We start from the raw sequence: 19308 nt of genomic DNA, 5'->3' as shown, positions 1-19308 counted from the left end.
TCAAGATGGGGCCGCAAAAGCTCATATTTTTGCTGGAGCATGGCAAGGTTGTCCATGCTGCGACTATACAGTCAAAAAATCGTCAATGCAAAACAAAAAGTGTACAGGTTATTATTGCTAGACTCCTAAAGTAACTTTTATCGCATCATCCGGTACTGTTTATCATATTGCCATTAGCGACCCGTTCAGCGGAGGAATTGATGGTGCTGTGGTTTTGAACTGGTCTGCACAGCCCGGTACATCGGGGGTTTCGGCTCTTCCTGCAATCTACTTATTATTGTTGAATAAATAATAATCCTTTGCTGAATAAACCATGACCAAATCGGTAAACCACCAACTTTTGCTCATAGCGTCCCAGGAGCATTTATGAAGTATATATTTATGATGTACCTGTGCCTGTCTGTTGTGCTTTGCTTTGACAGGTCGCTGTCTGCTGCCGACGCTGCTGGCGATACCCCCAACGTCACCATAGAGGCACACAACGCACCCTTGGAAAAGGTGCTTCAAGAAGTAGCCAAGCAGACCAAATGGAATTTTAACCTTGATCCCGATTTAGCCCAGCAACCTGTTTCAGGTACATTCAACCAGCAGCATATTGACCATGTCATCAAGGCGTTATTGCACAAGGAAAATCATCTTGTCGAGGTCGACGTTGCAACCAGAACCTACAATATCCGGGCCTTCGGAAGCAAGATGCCCTTTTCGGTACAGGTCACGGAACAAGGATCTTCTCTCCTGGCCGAAGAGCAACCACAAATCGATATAGCGGCCCTTCATGCGGAAGAGCAGCGAATTTTTGAAGCCTATATAAACAACCCGGACTCCATCGAACCGTTAACCGGGATGACGCTGGGGGAGATAGCCGCAATCCAGGCTGAAGAGCAAAGGGTATACGAGGAGTACCTGAACAATCCGGATTCCATCGAACCGTTAACCGGGATGACGTTGGGGGAGATAGCCGCAATTCAAGCTGAAGAGCAAAGGATGTATGACGCGAACCTGAACAACCCGAATGCCATAGAGCCTTTGACAGGCATGCCTTTTTCGGAAATTGAAAGTATCCAGGCAAAGGAAAAGGTAGCTTTTGAGCAATACATCAACAACCCATCCTCAGTAGAACCTCTGACCGGGATGACGTTTATGGAGATAGAGCAAGTGCAGAAAAGAGAGGAGCAATTATCTGCGCAACAAAATGAAGAGATGTATTTTGATTCTTTGCAATAGATTTCTACTGGGATGAAATTTTATAGTTGTGATAATAATATAGCTATGGTCACATTATCTGAGAGGTGCCTTATGTCTTTGAAGAGAGTTTTTAGTATACTTTTTATTTGTTCTTTCCTTTTTATTTCGAACCTAGGGGTTGCTGTTGCTGAAAATGGCTTTTGCTCCAATGCTGAAGTTATTTATGCCGGGAGTGCTTCAAACGTCTCCCAACACGTTGTTCGTATTAAAAATCACAGGGCAGATTGTGGTGATTGGCCACAGAATGCGGAAAGGTGGTTTTTCCTGGATGATACAAACGGAAGTCACGATGCAATGCTGGCAACAGCTCTGACGGCAATAGCGACCGGAAAGAGGGTTTTGGTAGCATCAAAAGTTCGAAACACGTATTCAAACTGGAGCTCATTGGTTACTCTTTACTTATACAACCAGCCTTCAAATTAAAGTGACCGATAAAACCCTTCAGCTGGCAAAATTGCAGAAATGGCAGAAAGACATCCCCGGAATCTGGGGGTCACTTGGGGCAATGTGCCATAGATACTGACGAGAAATTTACCGAACAGCCACAGACATAACTTCGGTAACTATCTCAATCGTTTTGTCTATCTCCGCTTCAGTCAAGCCAGGATGTACTAATAACATCAGGCTTGTCTCTCCGAGTTCCCTGGCCGTTGAGAGCCGCTCTTCGGGTCGCCATCCTGTATTGTCGAAAGCCTTTTCCAGATAGACTTCCGCGCAGGAACCGCTAAAACAGGGGACACCACGGGCAACAATCTCGTGCATGATCCGGTCACGATTCAAGGCGGATTTGAGCGCCAAGGATTCAACAAAGACATAGCACTTGTAGGCGGCATGTTCCACTTCCGGCGGGATAACAGGGATGCGCAAACCAACAATCTTCCGGCAGGATTCCCAGATCGCTTCGGCATTCTTGACGCGCTGCGCATGCCAGTCCGCCATTCGCTGCAACTGAATCCTTCCGATAGCTGCCTGCATTTCCGTCATCCGCCAGTTGGTGCCAAATGAATCATGGAGCCAGCGGAAACCAGGCGGATGTTCCTTTGCATACACTGCCTCCCAACTCTTGCCATGGTCCTTCATTGACCACATCTGCGACCACAGGTCTCGGTCCTTGGTGGTGACCATACCACCTTCACCACCGGTGGATATGATCTTGTCCTGGCAGAACGACCAGGCGCCGATATGGCCAAAGGACCCGACCGATTGTCCCCGCCAGTGTGCGCCATGCGCCTGGGCGCAGTCTTCAATCACCAAAAGGTTGTGCTGATCCGCGAGGGTCATGATAGCATCCATGTCGCAAGGCCAGCCAGCCAGATGTACGCAGATTACGGCCCGGCTACGTTGCGTAAGCACTGCCTCGATAGTTTCGGCGGTGATGTTCTGTGAATCGCGATCGACATCGGCAAAGACCGGTATCGCTCCAGCATTAACGATACACGATACGGAAGCGAGAAAAGTGCGTGGCGTGACGATCACCTCATCGCCCTGGCCAATACCCAGCGACTTGAGCGCCGCATCCAAAGCCACGGTGCCGTTGGCCAGGGCGATGGCGTGTTCCGCCCCGGCCCAGGCGGCAAATTCCCGCTCGAACTGGCGACCCTCCTCGCCGGTCCAGTAGTTGACCCGGTTGGAGAGCAGCACAGTGCGGACAGCGTCAGCTTCTTCAGCAGAAAAATTCGGCCAGGGGGGAAAGGGGGTGTTTAACATTGTTTGCTCTTGACCAGCGGTCGTGCCGGGTTGCCGACCACGGTGACACAGGGCGGCACGTCTCTGGTGACCACGGCGCCCATGCCGACCACCGCACCGCGACCGATCACCAGCGGCCGGCCGGGCTGTCCCTGTTTGATCACCGCGCCGGTGCCGATGTAGACATGGTCCTCGATGGTGACGTTGCCGTTGCAGCAGACCCTGGGGGCAAAGGTGACAAAGTCACCGATGTGGCAATCGTGAGCAACGTAGCTGTAGAGATTCGCATGAAACTGGCGGCCGATACGGATGTTGGCGGTGAGCGTGACGAACGGACAGAGGATAGCCCCCTCGCCCAGCGCCACCCCATCCAGAACCACCGTGTTGGCGGCGCGCACCGTCCAGGGTCGCACGCCGTCCGCCTGACAGCGAGCCGCAATCCGCTCGCGCACCGTGCTGTTGGCAATGGCCAGCACCGCATGCCGCTCATCAGCGGCGATATCGAGAAAAGCCCCATAGGAAAGCACCTGTTGGCCGTTGACCACTTCGGCCGGCGGGTTGTCATCCACAAAAACAAGGCGATCCGCCCCAATACCCTGGCGCTGCAACTGCCCCTTGGCCAGAGGCATGACCTCCCGACCGAACCCGTTGGCCCCGTACACGGCAAAAAGCGGTGCTTTCATGATTCACGCCCGGCCGAGCCGATGAAACGCGGCATGGTCGCCTCGCCGGCGGCGCTGATACCGTCGCGGGTCAGCACCCTGCGGACCGTCAGCAAAAGAATTTTCACATCCAGCCACCACGAACGATGGTCCACGTACCAGACATCCATGGCGAATTTTTCCTCCCAACTGAGCGCATTGCGACCGTTCACCTGGGCCCAGCCGGTGATGCCCGGCCGCACCTCGTGGCGGCGGGCCTGTTCGGGGGTATAGAGCGGCAGGTATGCCATTAGCAACGGTCGCGGGCCGACCATGCTCATGTCGCCCCGCAGCACATTGAACAGTTCCGGCAACTCGTCCAGGCTGGTGCTGCGCAGGAAGCGGCCGAACCGGGTCAACCGCTCACCATCGGGCAGCAGATTGCCCCGGACGTCGCGGGCGTCGGACATGGTGCGGAACTTGAGGATGCTGAAGGGCTTGCCGTGCAGACCGGGGCGGGTCTGCCTGAAAAGCACCGGTGCCCCCAGTTTCAACCGCACCAGTACGGCCAAAGAGAGCAACAACGGCCACAACAGGGTCAGCGCCGCCAGAGCCAATCCCAGGTCGACCAACCGTTTGCCGAAGCGTTTGTACCAGTCAGATTTCACAGCGATCGATACCGATTATTGGAGTTGTTGGCGAGTTTGTTCAACTTGGAGCCGTAAATGGAGTAGTCCCGATGGGCGACATCTATCCTGACACAGGGGGTAGGAAGAAATCTCAAGAAGCATCGTTGCACTCGTTCAGTTGCGCACATGCCATTAGCCCCGGTTTTTCCCGAAAGCCACACTGGCACAGATGGGGGCATCCTTCGCACCTTGGCGGTTATACAATGCCCATTTCCTGCAACATGACGGCATTCACTTTATGCACATCGTATTTTTCCTCAGCAATCTGACGTGAGCGCAGCCCCATGCGGGGGGCCAGATCCGGGTCTACTATGAATTGAAGCATTGCTGTCTCCAGGGCTTCAATAGATCGAACCGGCACCAGAAATCCATTGTCGCCGTTAACCACGGTCTCGCGGCAACCGGGTGCATCGGTGGTAATGATGGCCCGGCCCATGGACATAGCTTCCAGTACGGTACGGGGAGTGCCTTCACGATAATAGGACGGCAGCACATATATGCTGCAATCGGCAAAGGCCGGTCGCACATCCTCCAATTGCCCCAGATACTCTATGACGCCTTCGTTGTGCCAATCTTCCAACTCCGCTGCGGACACCGAAGAGGGGTTGGCGTCCAGCGCACCTGCCAGTCTGAATAAAGTTTCTGGATAGTGCTTCTTGATGGACCTGGCGGCCTGCACATATTCCCGCACTCCTTTGTCGCGAAGAAGGCGGCAGATCATCAAAAACCGGGGGGAAGCGGGCAGGGGCGTTACCCCATAATGCTCCAGGTCAATACCTGTCCCATTGACAAGGACACATTGCTCTTGTTGCACCAAACGGCGTGTCGTAAAATCATGAACGTCATCCGGGTTTAGAAAAAAGACCTTTCGGCTGTATTTGAGACTCAGACGATATAAACATGTAGCAAAAAAACCAGCTACCCTGCCATGCAGTCCGTTTCCTGGAGTAAATGCATAGCCTAAGCCTTCAATCATTGAATATATCCCCAAAGTTCCTGCAAACCTGGCAGCTAGACCACCCCAGATAACCGGTTTGATGGTGTATGCCAGCACCACATCCGGCTGAATTTTTTTGAATAATCGCCACAACTCCCAGCAGGTACGTACATCCTGCCAGGGTCGCATTCCAGAACGATATAGAGCCACAGGAACAAAGCCCACGCCCCATTCACGTAATTCTGCCGTCACATCTTCCCGGGGTTCTCCGGCGCAAGCAATGACTTCATGGCCTTTTGCCAGCATGGTTTGCAGGAGAGGGCCGCGGAAGTTGATCAATGAGCGGGAAATACCGCCGATGACGAGAATTTTCATGTGTGGATATTATTTTTCATGAAGGTGTCCATCCTCACGCCATCTTCATCGCCCGTGATCGTCGGATAATGTGTTCTTTGTTCGAAAGGTCACGAACAATAAAGTTAGCACGCACGAACGTACACGGAACCAGGAGGAATTTTTGTTCAGGTTTTGCCGCGACCGGCAAAGGTGGCATTGGCTGATCAAAGCGAAGCCATTTTGTACCTGAAATGACCCGCCTAAGTGCTGGAAACCTGCATTATTGGTGTGTTTATTGTTACAATACAGTAAGTTGTCTTGATCCGGCCCCGGTTTGTGGAACCCACATCAAACCAATAATTTGAGCCAGGTCTCATAGGGTAACCAAGGCGTTTGGCCTTGTTCATAGCCTGCAAGAAATCGGTGATAAGTTGCGATGGCCGACACAATTCCGCCACAGAGTACACAAATCTTCAAAACCCTATCGAACTCTAATTTTAGGCGCGAATAGCTTGCCATGATCGATAATGGAATTGTGAAGGATAAAATATCAAGAACCCTTAGACCTGAATAGCTGTATTGGCTCAAGGCCCAAGCTAAGGATATTGACACCAGTGCCAATACAGATAATTTCATTTTCTCGCTTCGGGGTAAACAACCCTTCATCATTCCCCCAACCACGAGAAGGAGTGGCAAAATAATAGATAAACCAGAAAAAACACTCGGAGACGTTTTGTCAAGATATGTATCAAATTTATTGATAAAATATACATCACTTGTAAAGAAAAACACTAATGCAATCGACAACACTAGGATCATATAAATCAAGCTTGATTTCCTGGACAATTTTCGCTGTGAGATCCCTATGTACACCAAAGAAACTAGAGACGAATAATGAAACAGGAGACTTGCTAACCCAATACTTAAAGCCTGTTTGTCACCGTACCTTCTCAGAGCCTGCACTGCCAATAGAATTACGTTGAATGCGAGAGATATCCGTAAAGCATTCATACTGTAGTTATAAGAAAGTACCGGAAGAATATAGGCAAGCAACAGGTAACGTTCGTTATAATCCGACCGCAAGGTAAACCAGGCAATTAAGGAAAAAAATACAAGCGATAACAAACGTACAGCGATTTCGATTGATGGGCTTAACTGCGAAAAAAACCAACCCACTGCCACAAAACCTGGTTCCCTACCGTCCCATGAATAAGAGTTAACAAAATTAAAAAACATCCTTTCGTAATTTAAGGTGTCTGTGCCCACATTCGCACGAAAAAAGGCAATTGCAGCCAATAAAGGTAAGATGCAAAAAATAAAAAAACGGCCGCGATACTTTGTAATCGCCTGGATCGCTATGGTTAGGTAAATCGTTGCCCACCCTAATAGATATATCACTGTATTCGACCTGATCGATGCATAACCAGTAATTCTCGCATTACATACTTTTGCTATTGACCACATTTGTAAACTGGGCCAAGTCAACCCGTTGGCACATTGCTCAGTGGCGGCACGCTCAAAACAATATGAAGAGAAAGATTGATTGGCAGTTCACGACAGATGATGCGCGCATAAAGTTGAAATGTCTTTTACCGAAATTGAAATTTTTACGTGTTAGTTACGAGGTGCAAGTTGAATTTGTGCACGAAAAACAGTGCTTATTTTTTCATTTTTATATGCCACCAACTGAGTAACAATCTCCTTGTGAACCTGAGGATAGACCACAGCAACAAAGGGTAAAGCTTTAAAGCGCTTATTTTGTACATCTTGTACAGACGGAGATAGGTATCTAGCTGGCCCTTTTCCATAGCCCACAAATTGCTACTCAAACCTCCCTCACCATACGCTGCCTTATACAAATAAGCTAGTGGCCAAGAACTCCTGTAGCAAGGATAGCTATTTATACAAATCTCACACCAAAGCAGGAAATCTTCGCTGTGGTACTTACCGTCTGCAAAACGTTGCGGCAAGTCATATTTCAACATCACGCTTGGGGTCGAGAAACAGTTGGAAACTAGCAGGCGACGGGGACTAACCGGCTTGAATTGTACCTCTTCGTAGCTGTACATGGGAGGTGGGGGGCCCCCATTAGCCGGGGCAATGACACAGCCATGGCCTGTTAATGTGACCTCGGGATTTTCCAGCATCCAGCGAGCCTGTATTTCAATTTTCTGTGGGTGCCAGGCGTCGTCGGCATCAAGAAACGCTATATACGGCTGTCTGGCGCGATCCCAGCCAATGTTCCTTGCCGTTCCCGGACCGCTGTTTTTTTGTAGATTGATGACCCGAACCCAGTTATCTGGATATTTGTTAGCCAGCAAGTGGAGTTGATCAAGCGTCGAATCGCCGCTGCAGTCCTCTACAAGGATGACCTCGGCGGGCCGCCACGTCTGGGAATACACGGACGTCACAGCCCGATAAATAGTGTCCGCGCAACGATAGCAGGGGATTACCACACTGACCGGGGCGAGACTCTGATCAACCATGAATAAACTCCACGACTCTCGTGGCAGCAGAATCGATATTCTGTTTGTATTCGGACTTACGCTTGGCGAGCGCAATTTTCAAGGTGCTTTCGTTGTCGATCAGATACTGCAAACGCTCCTCCAGGGTCGTGGTGCTGACCAAGGGTGTCGGAAGCACGACTTCCTCATGTCCGAACAAATCCCGGTTGATCCCTCGTGCCTTGACGCTGTAGGCGATTGAGATCGTCGGCACCCCGGTAGAGAGCGCTGCAATTGTGGCGTGCGTACGGGCCCCGATGAAGAATCGTAATTTGGCAATCACGTCCTTGATCTGTGCGGCGTTCAGGTCCACAGGTGTCATTGATACCGACCTACCGAGATCGGCTGTCGCCTCCAGTATAGGGGTCATATATCGGGCATCGTTGTTTTTTTCTGCTCCGTCAAGCGGTATCACATGCGGAACCAGAAGCACATTGAAGCCGTATTCTTCGATCGCCGTGCGGATAAATCCAATCACTTCCGACCTAAGTTCCTGGCCTACCTGCTTGTACCGCTCGACCAACGGACTGACGTTCAGCCCCAGAACGCCATTTGGTGCGCCAGTTGGCCAGAAGGCCTCCGTGGTAACCGGCACCTTCTCAAGGATAAAGGCCGAATCGACCATCTGCATCACGTTGTCCAGTTGCAGTTCGCTGGTAAGATAATCATAAGATACCGATTCGCGCACACCCACGAGATCAAACCGCGCTAAATGCTTGCAAATTGCGGGTATGAACATCTGTTCTTTCTCAAAGGGTCCTACCGAGGCACCCCACAAGACGGTTGGCTTGCCAAGCCTCAGTGCCAGTCCATCGAGCCCCATTAAAGGGGAGGGCAACCGATAATCCAGCGAATAATTATCACCGCCGACCGACAGAACTCCGTCCACAGATGCCATTTGCTCCCGTAACCAGCGTGGGAATGGGAATGGCCAACCAAGTCGTTTCAGCCACGGTAATGGCAGGCGCTGGGCATGAACCCAAGGACGGGTGTAAGGAGCTTTGTATGCCTGGACGAGTACAACCCCGTGGTTGGCCGCATCGGGCCACTGGGCTGAGTCACGGAGAATATCATCCGAGGGGACAAGGAAGCGAGTTTCCGGCGCGATACGCCGGATCGCATGAACCGTACTTCGGACAATCGCCTCACAACCCCGGTTGCTGAAGGTGCGCTGCCCTGTTAGATAAATTGTTTTCATTAAGCTCCTGACATGCTTTTAAAAAATGAACCTCAGTCTTCGAAACTGGCCATGATCTGGTCATAGACCAGCCTAAGATCTGCCTTATCCGGGTTCGGTGCTATCTGCCAGGAGGCATTGACCACAACGGCTAATGGATGATGAGCTTTCGCACTCACCCTTCTGTCCTTGCCCATCACTCTGAGATCGATAGGCTCTCGTCCGACTGTGTATTCGGTGACGAATCCGGGCGAGCCGTTAGAGGGGGCGTAGCCATCCGGCATTTCAACCACCACATCCGGAAACTGATCGGCGGGGACAGTTCCCTTCGCCGTTTTGGCAGTGGCCTTGAAACCATGTTCACGGGCAACGGGATGGCGATTAAGCGTTTCGACAAGTTGATTCTGAATACTGGTCACTTGATGTGATGGGACCGGACCTCCGAATCGCTCATGGTCGTTCACGTAAAACCCGTGAGTCGCGTTGGTGAACGTAATGTTGAATGCCTGGGAGTGTTTTGGATCGAAAGTAATCAACGATTGATAGGCCGATTTAATGGCGGCACTCGATTTCAGTCGTTGTCGAATTGCCCTCGGTATCAGATGACGAACGGATTTCACGGCATCGAACAAACCCCGCCGCGAGCTGGATGCCTGCTGGAAACCCTGCTCCACCAGAAAAGCATTAAAATTGACCGACCACTTGCGCGGTGCCATGGCATGATCGGATACCAGGACAACTTGAGCGGCCGGGAACGTTTCGACCAGTTGCCGGATATGATTATCAAACCGCGTATATAACCGGTGTGCCTGCTCGATAAACTTTTGATTTGCCTCATGTCCCTCTGCCTGTCGTTGCAATTCTGGTAGCAGGAGTGTCTCTGTTGTAACAATCGATGATCTGTAAACAACAAAACCGAAATCGACGGCTTCCTTTTGCACCAGATTAATAAAGGATGCCGTCCGCCGCGTATTCACCTCGTCCAAGCGGTCGAAGAATTCCTTCGGCTCAAAGAGCTGTTTCTCTCCCAGTAAGCTGGGCAGTCGCTCATCCAGGATGTAATTTTGGTCGTTTAGCATGGCTGAAAGCCTCTTGGGATGACACTGCTCGGGGGTTACCCGCTGGCTGAGCCCACCTCCGCCTCCCCCCCCAGAAACGAAAAAGCCGTCCACTTGCGGTGCGGGAAAGGTTGTGGGTACATTCATGATGCCGACGCGGTATCCTTTTTCGTTCAAGGCCTTCCATATCGGTTTAACATTCAGGTTCATTACCTCAATATCGGCCAGGCACAGCTTATCTGTCCAACGGTGCGTGCCACCCATCAGAGGGCGCTCATACATTGCGCCGGTCGTGAGAGCATGTTCTCCTGTAATGATCTCAGCCCAGCCACGGCTGATCAGATCTTCCTTTAAATCCAACGGAGTCCCACGTTCTTCTATAAGCGACTGTATAAAAGGCGTCCAGCCGCGTTGGAAGGTGCCGAGTTGAGCACCATCCATGCCAATGACGAGTGTTTTCATAGATAGATCCTCTTGATGGTTGTCATGAAGACTTCCAGGAAAGAGCAGAACTCTCAATACCTAACCGACGTCGCACGTAGAGCCAGAGTATGGCGTTCCAAATGACGAACGAAACGGTAGTCGCGGTTGCCGCACCCACCATGCCGAAGGGCGAAATGAGCGTCAGGTTGAGCACGAGATTCACAACGATTGCCGCGATCATCCCCCGCAGCGTGTCGCGCTCGTGTCCTGTCATGTTCAGGAGTGCGCCCACAGACCCAAAGCCCGCGTTAGCCAGTTGTCCAAGGGCAAGAATCGCTAGGGGTACAGCGCCAATCATATATCCAGCGCCAAAAATCCAACCCAGAATCGACTCCCCCATGAGTAAGAAAATGAGCACCGGCACCAGTGCCAACGCCAGGATGGCCCGGGCACTGATGGTGACCAGACGCTGGAGCCTGGCCAGATCGCCGGAGGCGTGAAGGGCAGCAAAATGTGGGTGCAAGACCTGATTGATCGCAACGAGCCCGAAGATCACGAGATTCCCCATCTGCACGACGACGCGATAGACTCCGACCTCTGCATCTTCCCGTAACAAACCGAGGATAACAAGATCGGCCTGGGTGTTGATGAGCTGCAGACCCGCCACCAAGGCAAGGGGCAAAGCGGCGCGACGCCAATAAACGGGTTCCTGCCTTGATTCCAGCACCTCATTCATTTCGGTAGGACGAGCTCGCCGCAGCAGGATGGTGGCCAGGACAAAGGCTAGAAACCCTGCCATCACATGAAGAAGCATTACACCTTGAGGAGTTGTTGCTTGGTTTGGCAACAACCACATTGCTGCCACCGCGAGGATAATGAGCGACGTGGGGCGTACAATGTTATCGGGCAGTTGACCGAGGACAACCCTACCCAGACCACGAAGTGCAGAGCCCCGTGTAGAACCTAGTGCAATCAGAGGAACAAGCAACAAACCAGTAAGCAGCGTCCAGTGGCGCTCTGCACTGGACCAGTTATCGCCAAACCACAAGGCAAAGCCAACTAAGGCGACCATGGCTAACGAAAAGGCAACAATGAAAAGGTTAGTCCAGCGCCAAAGGCCCCGCATCAAGGCCCAGTCCTGAAGCGACCGCGCCTTTGCAGTCTCGCGCACCACAAGCTGTGGAAGCCCGGCCTGCGCAGGGATTGCCAACAGCGTTAGCAGTGCAAACGCAAAGGCATAAACGCCGTAGCCCTCCGGGCCTAACACTCGTGCTAGCAACACTGCCAAGCAAAATGCCAGAAGGGTATTAGCTACCTTGACTCCTATACTGCCTATGCTGGCGCGCAAAAGTACCCCTTTTAGACCTCTACCATGCCCGCCATTCAGCAAGCTTCTGACAGCCCCTATCGAACCGCTGGTAGTCATTGGGAGCAGACCCTAAAAGGGTGTTGAAATTTGGACCTTACCTTTTGCTTAGCTGAATCATTACTGGTAGCTGAGCCCAATGTCTTGTCGCCGCTGTCGAAACGTTTTTTGTTGGTAACTTTGATTTTTTCCCTGATAACAGTGAAGGTGAGGAATACGATCAAAAGGATGGCAACTGCATCCAGGATGATGAATGTGGCAACGATGAGCACCTTTCTAAAGGTGAGTTTCTCCATGCTGAGCTGGTGATAATTCTGCAACAACTGGTCAACTTTGGAGAGGAACCTCTTGATCTTAGACATAATATCACAGCTGTGGCATTTGATAAAAAATTCGTAGGACTGCCGCAGGTAGGTTTCCAGCCAGGATTATGCTTTTCCGGTAGGTAAACATGAAGTTCGGGATCTCACCGCATTCTGAGGGTGAAGGGGTCAAGTCTGCCTTTGGCTCTTTCTGTGAAGGGTGTTGCATAAGCCGACCTGTGGATCAAGTCTTGAAACATCATTTCTCATCTTTATCGTCCTAACAGCCCAATAATTGATCTTTGATCTTCTTTTTCCGCAGCAGCAAGTGATGAAATCCGAGAGTATTTTTCGACAGGTGCCTGATCTTTGCCAAAGGGCCTGATACCCGTCAATGGACACTTACAGGTAAATAGTGTTGCCCCTCACATCCAAGGCCGTTCATCGGTAAAATCGTCTCCATGGATGAGGGGCGATGAGCATGTCGAAACAACTGAGGGTGAAGGGGTCAAGTCTGCCTTTGGCTCTTTCTGTGAAGGGTGTTGCATAAGCCGACCTGTGGATCAAGTCTTGAAACATCATTTCTCATCTTTATCGTCCTAACAGCCCAATAATTGATCTTTGATCTTCTTTTTCCGCAGCAGCAAGTGATGAAATCCGAGAGTATTTTTCGACAGGTGCCTGATCTTTGCCAAAGGGCCTGATACCCGTCAATGGACACTTACAGGTAAATAGTGTTGCCCCTCACATCCAAGGCCGTTCATCGGTAAAATCGTCTCCATGGATGAGGGGCGATGAGCATGTCGAAACAACGGCCTGTTTGTTCCCACGATGCGCTTTTCTGCACTCTTTCAACCTGATGACCTGAAACATTTGGTATTTTCCCCTCAAGTCGTAGTTGTCAACGAGGTTGCAGACCTGGTTCTTGAGCGCGTTGAACGTCGTCATGACATGCAATACATCGATGAACTATTTGTTTGCTGGCGTCATGCTCCTGATCGCTTCTTTGCTTTCCAGGAGGAGTGCTTCGAGGTATTCAGTGGACGGTTGGCGCTTTTCAATGCCGAGCTTCACTCTCAGTTGGTGGATACGCAAGCGGTGGTACGTCCGCTCAATAAGATCGGAGATCATTTTGATGTTTTCGGTATATTGCTTGAATTTCCCTTTCTGAAACTGTTTTGCATGCGCACTGTCATTGGACCATGTTTTGCCGCCGAAAATGATTTCGATGGGGATCCCCAAGGCTTCTACTGCCTTGAATGCATCGAGTTCGGTGTTTTCAACCAGTTTCTTGCTCTTGTCGGGTTCCGTACTCTGGAGATTGTTGGCCTCTTTAATGATCTCCAGGTTCAGGGAAATCTCGCGGAGCACGGCTTGGCGGAGGTGGGTTGCCGTTGCGTCTTTTCGTTGCTTCTCGCTGTAGCCTTGATACAAAAATTTGATGGCGTCAAGGATGAGATTGGTCATGTGCGTCCTCCGTTCGTCGGTTCAGGTTTTCTTGACCGAGGTGGTTGACCGCTCCTTCGTAGAAAGGGGTCAAGTCTGCCTTTGGCTCTTTTTATGGAGTTTGCTTCTGGCTTTGAACCTCCCCTCGCATAATGTGCCTCTACGTCCATAAGTCCGATTAACGTACAGTTCATTGTATGCTTATCTGGTTGGCGGTGAGCAACGAACCCCAACACATCCCCTGTGTTTAATTGCCGCGGATCGATTTGAGCCAGGCGTGAATTTCCTCAAGGCTGGTAGCATCGAGAATCTTTTCGCTCAACTCGTCCTGCTGTTCCGGGGTGAGTTCCTGGAGCAGGGGGAGGAGATGGTCCGTTCCCTCGGGAAATCTTTTGGCGAGCAGGCGGAGCAGCACCCGGCTGGCACCTTTCTGTAGGCCTAATATCTCGCCTTTTTGCAGGCCTACTTTTTCGCCTTCCATTCTGCCTTTCTGCAAACCGATTAGCTCGCCTTCCTGTCTCAATTTTTCATAAGTGGTCATGATAACATCCTCCACATCGTGTTTGATGGTCTGGTTGACCATCTGACCCAGTTGTTCTTGAGGCATATCGCTTATCTGCAGGACATACCGAAAAACAATTTCAAGGTATTGGGCAAATCCTGGAGCCTGCGCATCGAAGGGGGTCAGGTCTGCTTTTGGCTTTTTTTTATGAAGTTTGCTGCTGGCTTTGAACCACCCCTCGCATAATGCGCCTCTACGTTCATAAGTCCGATGAACGTAGAGTTCATTCTCTGGTTGGCGGTGAGCAGCGAATTCCAACATATCACCTGTGGTCAATTGCCGCGGATCGATTTGAGCCAGGCGTGAATTTCCTCAAGGCTGGTTGCATCGAGAATCTTTTCGCTCAGCTCATCCTGCTGTTCCGGGGTAAGCTCCTGGAGCAGGGGGAGGAGATGATCCGTTCCCTCGGGAAATCTTTTGGCGAGTTGGCGGAGCAGCACCCGGCTGGCACCTTTCTGCAGGCCTAACATTTCGCCTTTCTGTAGCCCTAACATTTCGCCTTTTTGTAGTCCTAACATTTCGCCTTTTTGCAGGCCTACTTTTTCGCCTTCCATCCTGCCTTTCTGCAAACCGATTAGCTCGCCTTCCTGTCTCAATTTTTCATAGGTGGTCATGATAACATCCTCCACATCGTGTTTGATGGTCTGGCTGACCATCTGACCCAGTTGTTCTTGAGGCATATCGCTTATCTGCAGGACATACCGGAAAACGATTTCAAGGTATTGGGCAAATCCTGGAGCCTGCGCAAGTTCGTTCAGGGTTGTAAACGCGCTTCTCAGTTTTTCCAGTCCTTCTTTCGTCTGGGAAAGGCTCTGGGCGCGGAGTAGATCGCTGATGACCCGCACCATGGCATTGCCGGCCAGCTCCTCCATGCCATGGGCAGAGAGGTCAAAGAGTTTACATTGAAATGTCGGAGTGTACGGGAGAAAGCACTGGTGAGGTATATCCACCAGGGCATCAAAGGTCACCGGCCCCTGCCACCCTTTAGCACCATGAAACACCACCAGGGGAATGATTGCCGGTAACCGTTGACTTGCGGGTTTCTCCCGTTGAAAGCGTTTCCATACCCGCACCATGTAGCTGAGCAGGCGGAGCTTCATCCACACATCAGGGCTGCTCTGGTGTTCAATGAGAAGATACACATATCCCGGCCGATTGGCAATCGTGACCGAGAAGAGCAGATCCGCTTCGGATTGCGTGAATTGAGCATCGATAAAGGATGCCTGCACCACGGTGAGGGTCTTCAGATCCAGGTGGGTGACCAGTTCCGCGGGCAGGTTGGCGGCGAGGAAACTGGCGGCGTTTTCCGGTTCACCGAGGATCTGCTTGATCAATTTGTCGTGGGGATTGGCTATATCTTGTGGCATGGAATGGTTTGATAGTGGTTTATGGCCGGGGGGGTCCGCTACCGCGTGGGCAGGCAAAAAGACGCCTGCCCACCCTACAACCTCAATTTTTCATAGTTGGTCATGATAGATGGACTCGTAAAAAGTCAAACCGCCAAATCCCTTCGAAGGGAAGATGTCGGTTGACAGTTTTTACTCAGGCGAGCTCTTACTGAGAACCATTCTCGAATAAGCTCTTTGAAATGTGCCCGAAGCGCTAAAAGAAGGCCGGTAGGGTGGGCAAACGGTTGTATCGTTTGCCCACGCGGATGCTTGAAACATCACTTTTCATCTATATCATCCACTCAGCCTTGGAGTCGTTCGTTGACCATCCTCTCTCTTTTTCATCATTGTGTTGGTCTCGCCCGGCGGTCGGGCTCCTGCCTGCATTGCCCTTTACGCTCCGCTGTCTATTTTCCCATTGCGGATGCATCCGTCCGCAGAGTCGGATTCCCGTGGTTATTGCGGACCCTCTGCCGGTTTTTGCTGGAGCGCATGTACTTCTTGACGCAGGGTTTCGATCTCCTGATGCAACTGCTCGTACTCGGCCATCTTGCGGTGGAGAAAGGCGATGGTGAGTCGGGCCTTGGCCTCGATACCACTGGGAGTAAGCAGATAGGCGTAGCCTTTTTTGTTACTGCTGCGGCTGAAATTGCCGGCCTTGACCCAGCCCTTGCTGATCAGGGCCTGCAGGCAGTAATTGAGCTTGCCCAGCGAGATCCCCAGTTCGGCGGCCAGTTGCCGTTGGTTGGTATCGGGGTTGGTCGCAAGGCGGCGCAGCAACTGGTAGCGGGTTTCATCGGTCATGGTCGGCAATGAAGGTCTGGCTGTAAGGTTAAGCAGGGCAGGGCGGGCTGCCGCCCTGCGGGTGCGTATTGTTCATCCGCTGAACCGTCACGCGGGTTTTGTAGTCGATTGGGGATGGTTGGTCAAGGGAAAATTGGGGACTCGCTTTTCTCGGAGTCTTCGGTTTGGGCCAGGAGTTTCTCACGCTGTTCATTATCGTCGATCACAAGGCGGAACAGTTCTTTTGCGGAGGTTTCATTTTTTGTTAAGACCGCTGAGATTAACCTGGATAAATCAATTACGAGCAAACGCTTATTATTACGATAATCCGGAACTATTCCAAGCGAAGACTCGAGAAACCCTTCGACCCTCATAGCCTCTTCCATGTCGCGGACAGAAAAAGTTAGCATGCCCCGCTTGGCATCATCATGGCCTGTCTGATTATTGTTCTTTGCCATCCAGAAAACTCTTGGAAATCCATTTCTGTCAATGATCCGCATACCAAAGCGCGGTCCCGCAAAAGATTGTCAACCGTTACTGGTGAAACTTTCAATCGTGAGGAGAGTTTCATCCGCGGATCGCTCAATGTAAGCACATCTGCTTTTTGGGCAAAATGAAACAGGTAGAGTGTCAATTCACTTTTGGGGATGCTGTTCCAACCTCGCTGACCCAGCAGATCAATCAGGTCACTTCCAAAAGCGGCGCATTGTTGCAAGTCATTCTGGTCCATTTTCCTCATGACGATGAAATCCTATTCTCCAAAAGACGAAGGGGTCAAGTCTGCCTTTGGCTCTTTTTATGGAGTTTGCTACTGGCTTTGAACCTCCCCTCGCATAATGTGCCTCTACGTCCATAAGTCGGAGTAACGTATAGTTCATTGCCTGCTTATCTGGTCGGTGGTGAGGTACAAGCCCCGACACATCCCCTGTGTTTAATTGCCGCGGATGGACTTGAGCCAGGCGTGAATTTCCTCAAGGCTGGTTGCATCGAGAATCTTTTCGCTCAACTCGTCCTGCTGTTCCGGGGTAAGTTCCTGGAGCAGGGGGAGGAGATGGTCTGTTCCCTCGGGAAATCTTTTGGCGAGCAGGCGAAGCAGCACCCGGCCGGCGCCTTCCATCCTGCCTTCCATCCTGCCTTCCACCCTGCCTTCCATCCTGCCTTCCATCCTGCCTTTCTGCAAACCGATTAGCTCGCCTTCCTGTCTCAATTTTTCATAGGTGGTCATGATAACATCCTCCACATCGTGTTTGATGGTCTGGTTGACCATCTGGCCCAGTTGTTCTTGAGGCATATCGCTTATCTGCAGGACATACCGGAAAACGATTTCAAGGTATTGGGCAAATCCTGGAGCCTGCGCAAGCTCGTTCAGGGTTGTAAACGCGCTTCTCAATTTTTCCAGTCCTTCTGTTTCGGGTAACCCCTGAGCCCTGAACAGATCGCTGATGACCCGCACCATGGCATTGCCGGCCAGCTCCTCCATGCCATGGGCAGAGAGGTCAAAGAGTTTGCATTGGAATGTCGGGGTGTACGGGAGAAAACACTGGTGAGGTATATCCACCAGGGCATCAAAGGTCACCGGCCCCTGCCAGCCTTTAGCACCATGAAACACCACCAGGGGAATGATTGCCGGTAACCGTTGACTTGCGGGTTTTTCCCGTTGAAAGCGTTTCCACACCCGCACCATGTAGCTGAGCAGGCGGAGCTTCATCCACACATCCGGGCTGCTCTGGTGTTCAATGAGAAGATACACATATCCCGGCCGATTGGCAATCGTGACCGAGAAGAGCAGATCCGCTTCGGATTGCGTGAATTGCGCATCGATAAAGGATGCCTGCACCACGGTGAGGGTCTTCAAATCCAGGTGGCTGACCAGTTCCGCGGGCAGGTTGGCTGCGAGGAAACTGGCGGCGTTTTCCGGTTCACCGAGGATCTGCTTGATCAATTTGTCGTGGGGATTGGCTATGTCTTGTGGCATGGAATGGTTTGTTGGTGGTTTATGGCAGGGGGTGTCCGCTACCGCGTGGGCAGGCAAAAAGACGCCTGCCCACCCTTACAACCTCAATTTTTCATAGTTGGTCATGATAACATCCTCCACATCGTGTTTGATGGTCTGGTTGACCATCTGGCCCAGTTGTTCCTGGAAAATATCGCTTATCTGCAGGTCGTACCGGATAACGATTTCAAGGTATTGGGCCGGTGGGCAAACGGTTGTATCGTTTGCCCACGCGGATCCTTGAAACATCACTTTTCATCTATATCATCCACTCAGCCTTGGAGTCGTTCGTTGACCATCCTCTCTCTTTTTCACCATTGTGTTGGTCTCGCCCAGAGGCCGAGCTCCAGCCTGCATTGCCCTTTGCGCTCCGCTGTCAATTTTTCCATTGCAGCTGTATCCGTCCGCAGTGTCGGGCTCCCTCGGTTATTGCCGACCCTCTGCCGGTTTTTGCTGGAGCGCATGTACTTCCTGGCGCAGGGCTTCGATTTCCTGCTGCAATTGCTCGTACTCGGCCACCTTGCGGTGGAGAAAGGCGATGGTGAGCCGGGCCTTGGCCTCGATGCCGCTGGGGGTGAGCAGATAAGTGTAGCCTTTTTTGTTGTTGCTGCGGCTGAAGTTGCCGGCCTTGACCCAGCCCTTACTTGCAGTGGCGCAAGATAAATCGGACAAAAAATCACCTTAATTCCCCCACACCTCCCTATTGAGTTGAGCGACCCTTCGCAAGGGCCGCATGCCGAAGAAGGCGAGTCTGGTGAGCACTTCCTTGGTG

Annotated in this window: 19 protein-coding genes; 1 reads left to right on the top strand and 18 read right to left on the bottom strand. The window is 51.5% G+C overall.

The window, feature by feature from the left end:
* Positions 1-366 precede the first annotated feature (366 nt).
* On the top strand, positions 367-1224 hold the full coding sequence (locus JWG43_RS16205; protein WP_205243992.1) for a hypothetical protein: 858 nt from the start codon (positions 367-369) through the stop codon (positions 1222-1224).
* A 552-nt stretch (positions 1225-1776) separates the two neighbouring features.
* Here the strand turns inward: JWG43_RS16205 and JWG43_RS16200 are convergent.
* The 18 genes from JWG43_RS16200 to JWG43_RS16115 form a co-directional block, all read right to left on the bottom strand.
* Complete coding sequence (locus tag JWG43_RS16200; protein WP_205243991.1) at positions 1777-2952, bottom strand: DegT/DnrJ/EryC1/StrS family aminotransferase; 1176 nt, start codon at positions 2950-2952, stop codon at positions 1777-1779.
* Positions 2946-3614 carry an acetyltransferase gene (locus tag JWG43_RS16195; protein ID WP_205243990.1) on the bottom strand — a complete coding sequence of 223 codons (669 nt, stop codon included), beginning with the start codon at positions 3612-3614 and terminating at the stop codon, positions 2946-2948. Before JWG43_RS16195 ends, JWG43_RS16200 begins: the two co-directional genes overlap by 7 nt.
* Positions 3611-4240, bottom strand: coding sequence for a sugar transferase (locus JWG43_RS16190; RefSeq protein WP_205243989.1), 630 nt, complete (start codon positions 4238-4240; stop codon positions 3611-3613). The genes JWG43_RS16195 and JWG43_RS16190 overlap by 4 nt, the downstream gene beginning before the upstream one ends.
* 217 nt (positions 4241-4457) lie before the next feature.
* Positions 4458-5573: a glycosyltransferase family 4 protein gene (locus tag JWG43_RS16185; RefSeq protein WP_205243988.1), complete on the bottom strand. Its 1116-nt coding sequence runs from the start codon at positions 5571-5573 to the stop codon at positions 4458-4460.
* A gap of 309 nt (positions 5574-5882) precedes the next feature.
* Complete coding sequence (locus tag JWG43_RS16180) at positions 5883-6932, bottom strand: EpsG family protein (RefSeq protein ID WP_205243987.1); 1050 nt, start codon at positions 6930-6932, stop codon at positions 5883-5885.
* 260 nt (positions 6933-7192) lie between these two features.
* Entirely contained in the window at positions 7193-8020 is an 828-nt protein-coding gene (locus JWG43_RS16175; RefSeq protein WP_205243986.1) for a glycosyltransferase family 2 protein, read from the bottom strand.
* Positions 8013-9236, bottom strand: coding sequence for a polysaccharide pyruvyl transferase family protein (locus JWG43_RS16170; RefSeq protein WP_205243985.1), 1224 nt, complete (start codon positions 9234-9236; stop codon positions 8013-8015). The genes JWG43_RS16175 and JWG43_RS16170 overlap by 8 nt, the downstream gene beginning before the upstream one ends.
* A 32-nt stretch (positions 9237-9268) precedes the next feature.
* Positions 9269-10735: an alkaline phosphatase family protein gene (locus tag JWG43_RS16165; RefSeq protein ID WP_205243984.1), complete on the bottom strand. Its 1467-nt coding sequence runs from the start codon at positions 10733-10735 to the stop codon at positions 9269-9271.
* A gap of 22 nt (positions 10736-10757) precedes the next feature.
* Entirely contained in the window at positions 10758-12044 is a 1287-nt protein-coding gene (locus JWG43_RS16160) for a flippase (RefSeq protein ID WP_205243983.1), read from the bottom strand.
* A 74-nt stretch (positions 12045-12118) separates the two neighbouring features.
* The gene (locus tag JWG43_RS16155) at positions 12119-12424 is read right to left on the bottom strand and encodes a hypothetical protein (protein ID WP_205243982.1); all 306 of its coding nucleotides are present in this window, start codon (positions 12422-12424) and stop codon (positions 12119-12121) included.
* 909 nt (positions 12425-13333) lie between these two features.
* Positions 13334-13831: a hypothetical protein gene (locus tag JWG43_RS16150; protein ID WP_205243981.1), complete on the bottom strand. Its 498-nt coding sequence runs from the start codon at positions 13829-13831 to the stop codon at positions 13334-13336.
* A gap of 226 nt (positions 13832-14057) precedes the next feature.
* A complete protein-coding gene (locus tag JWG43_RS16145; RefSeq protein ID WP_205243980.1) occupies positions 14058-14633 on the bottom strand; it encodes a DUF4351 domain-containing protein in 576 nt (191 codons plus the stop codon).
* Between the two features lie 11 nt (positions 14634-14644).
* Positions 14645-15739: an Rpn family recombination-promoting nuclease/putative transposase gene (locus JWG43_RS16140; RefSeq protein ID WP_205243979.1), complete on the bottom strand. Its 1095-nt coding sequence runs from the start codon at positions 15737-15739 to the stop codon at positions 14645-14647.
* A gap of 477 nt (positions 15740-16216) precedes the next feature.
* Positions 16217-16564, bottom strand: coding sequence for a MarR family EPS-associated transcriptional regulator (locus tag JWG43_RS16135; protein ID WP_205243978.1), 348 nt, complete (start codon positions 16562-16564; stop codon positions 16217-16219).
* Between the two features lie 382 nt (positions 16565-16946).
* A complete protein-coding gene (locus tag JWG43_RS16130) occupies positions 16947-17273 on the bottom strand; it encodes a hypothetical protein (RefSeq protein WP_205243977.1) in 327 nt (108 codons plus the stop codon).
* A 201-nt stretch (positions 17274-17474) separates the two neighbouring features.
* A complete protein-coding gene (locus tag JWG43_RS16125) occupies positions 17475-18518 on the bottom strand; it encodes an Rpn family recombination-promoting nuclease/putative transposase (RefSeq protein WP_205243976.1) in 1044 nt (347 codons plus the stop codon).
* Between the two features lie 75 nt (positions 18519-18593).
* Positions 18594-18785 carry a hypothetical protein gene (locus JWG43_RS16120; RefSeq protein ID WP_205243975.1) on the bottom strand — a complete coding sequence of 64 codons (192 nt, stop codon included), beginning with the start codon at positions 18783-18785 and terminating at the stop codon, positions 18594-18596.
* Positions 18786-18962: 177 nt separating this feature from the next.
* Positions 18963-19208, bottom strand: coding sequence for a MarR family EPS-associated transcriptional regulator (locus JWG43_RS16115; protein WP_205243974.1), 246 nt, complete (start codon positions 19206-19208; stop codon positions 18963-18965).
* Between the last annotated feature and the right edge of the window lie 100 nt (positions 19209-19308).

Source organism: Desulfobulbus alkaliphilus (assembly GCF_016918545.1).
In the GTDB taxonomy this organism is placed as follows: Bacteria; Desulfobacterota; Desulfobulbia; order Desulfobulbales; family Desulfobulbaceae; genus Desulfobulbus; species Desulfobulbus alkaliphilus.
The sequence above is the reverse complement of the archived record's forward strand: the minus strand, read 5'-3'. Positions and strand labels throughout refer to the sequence as shown.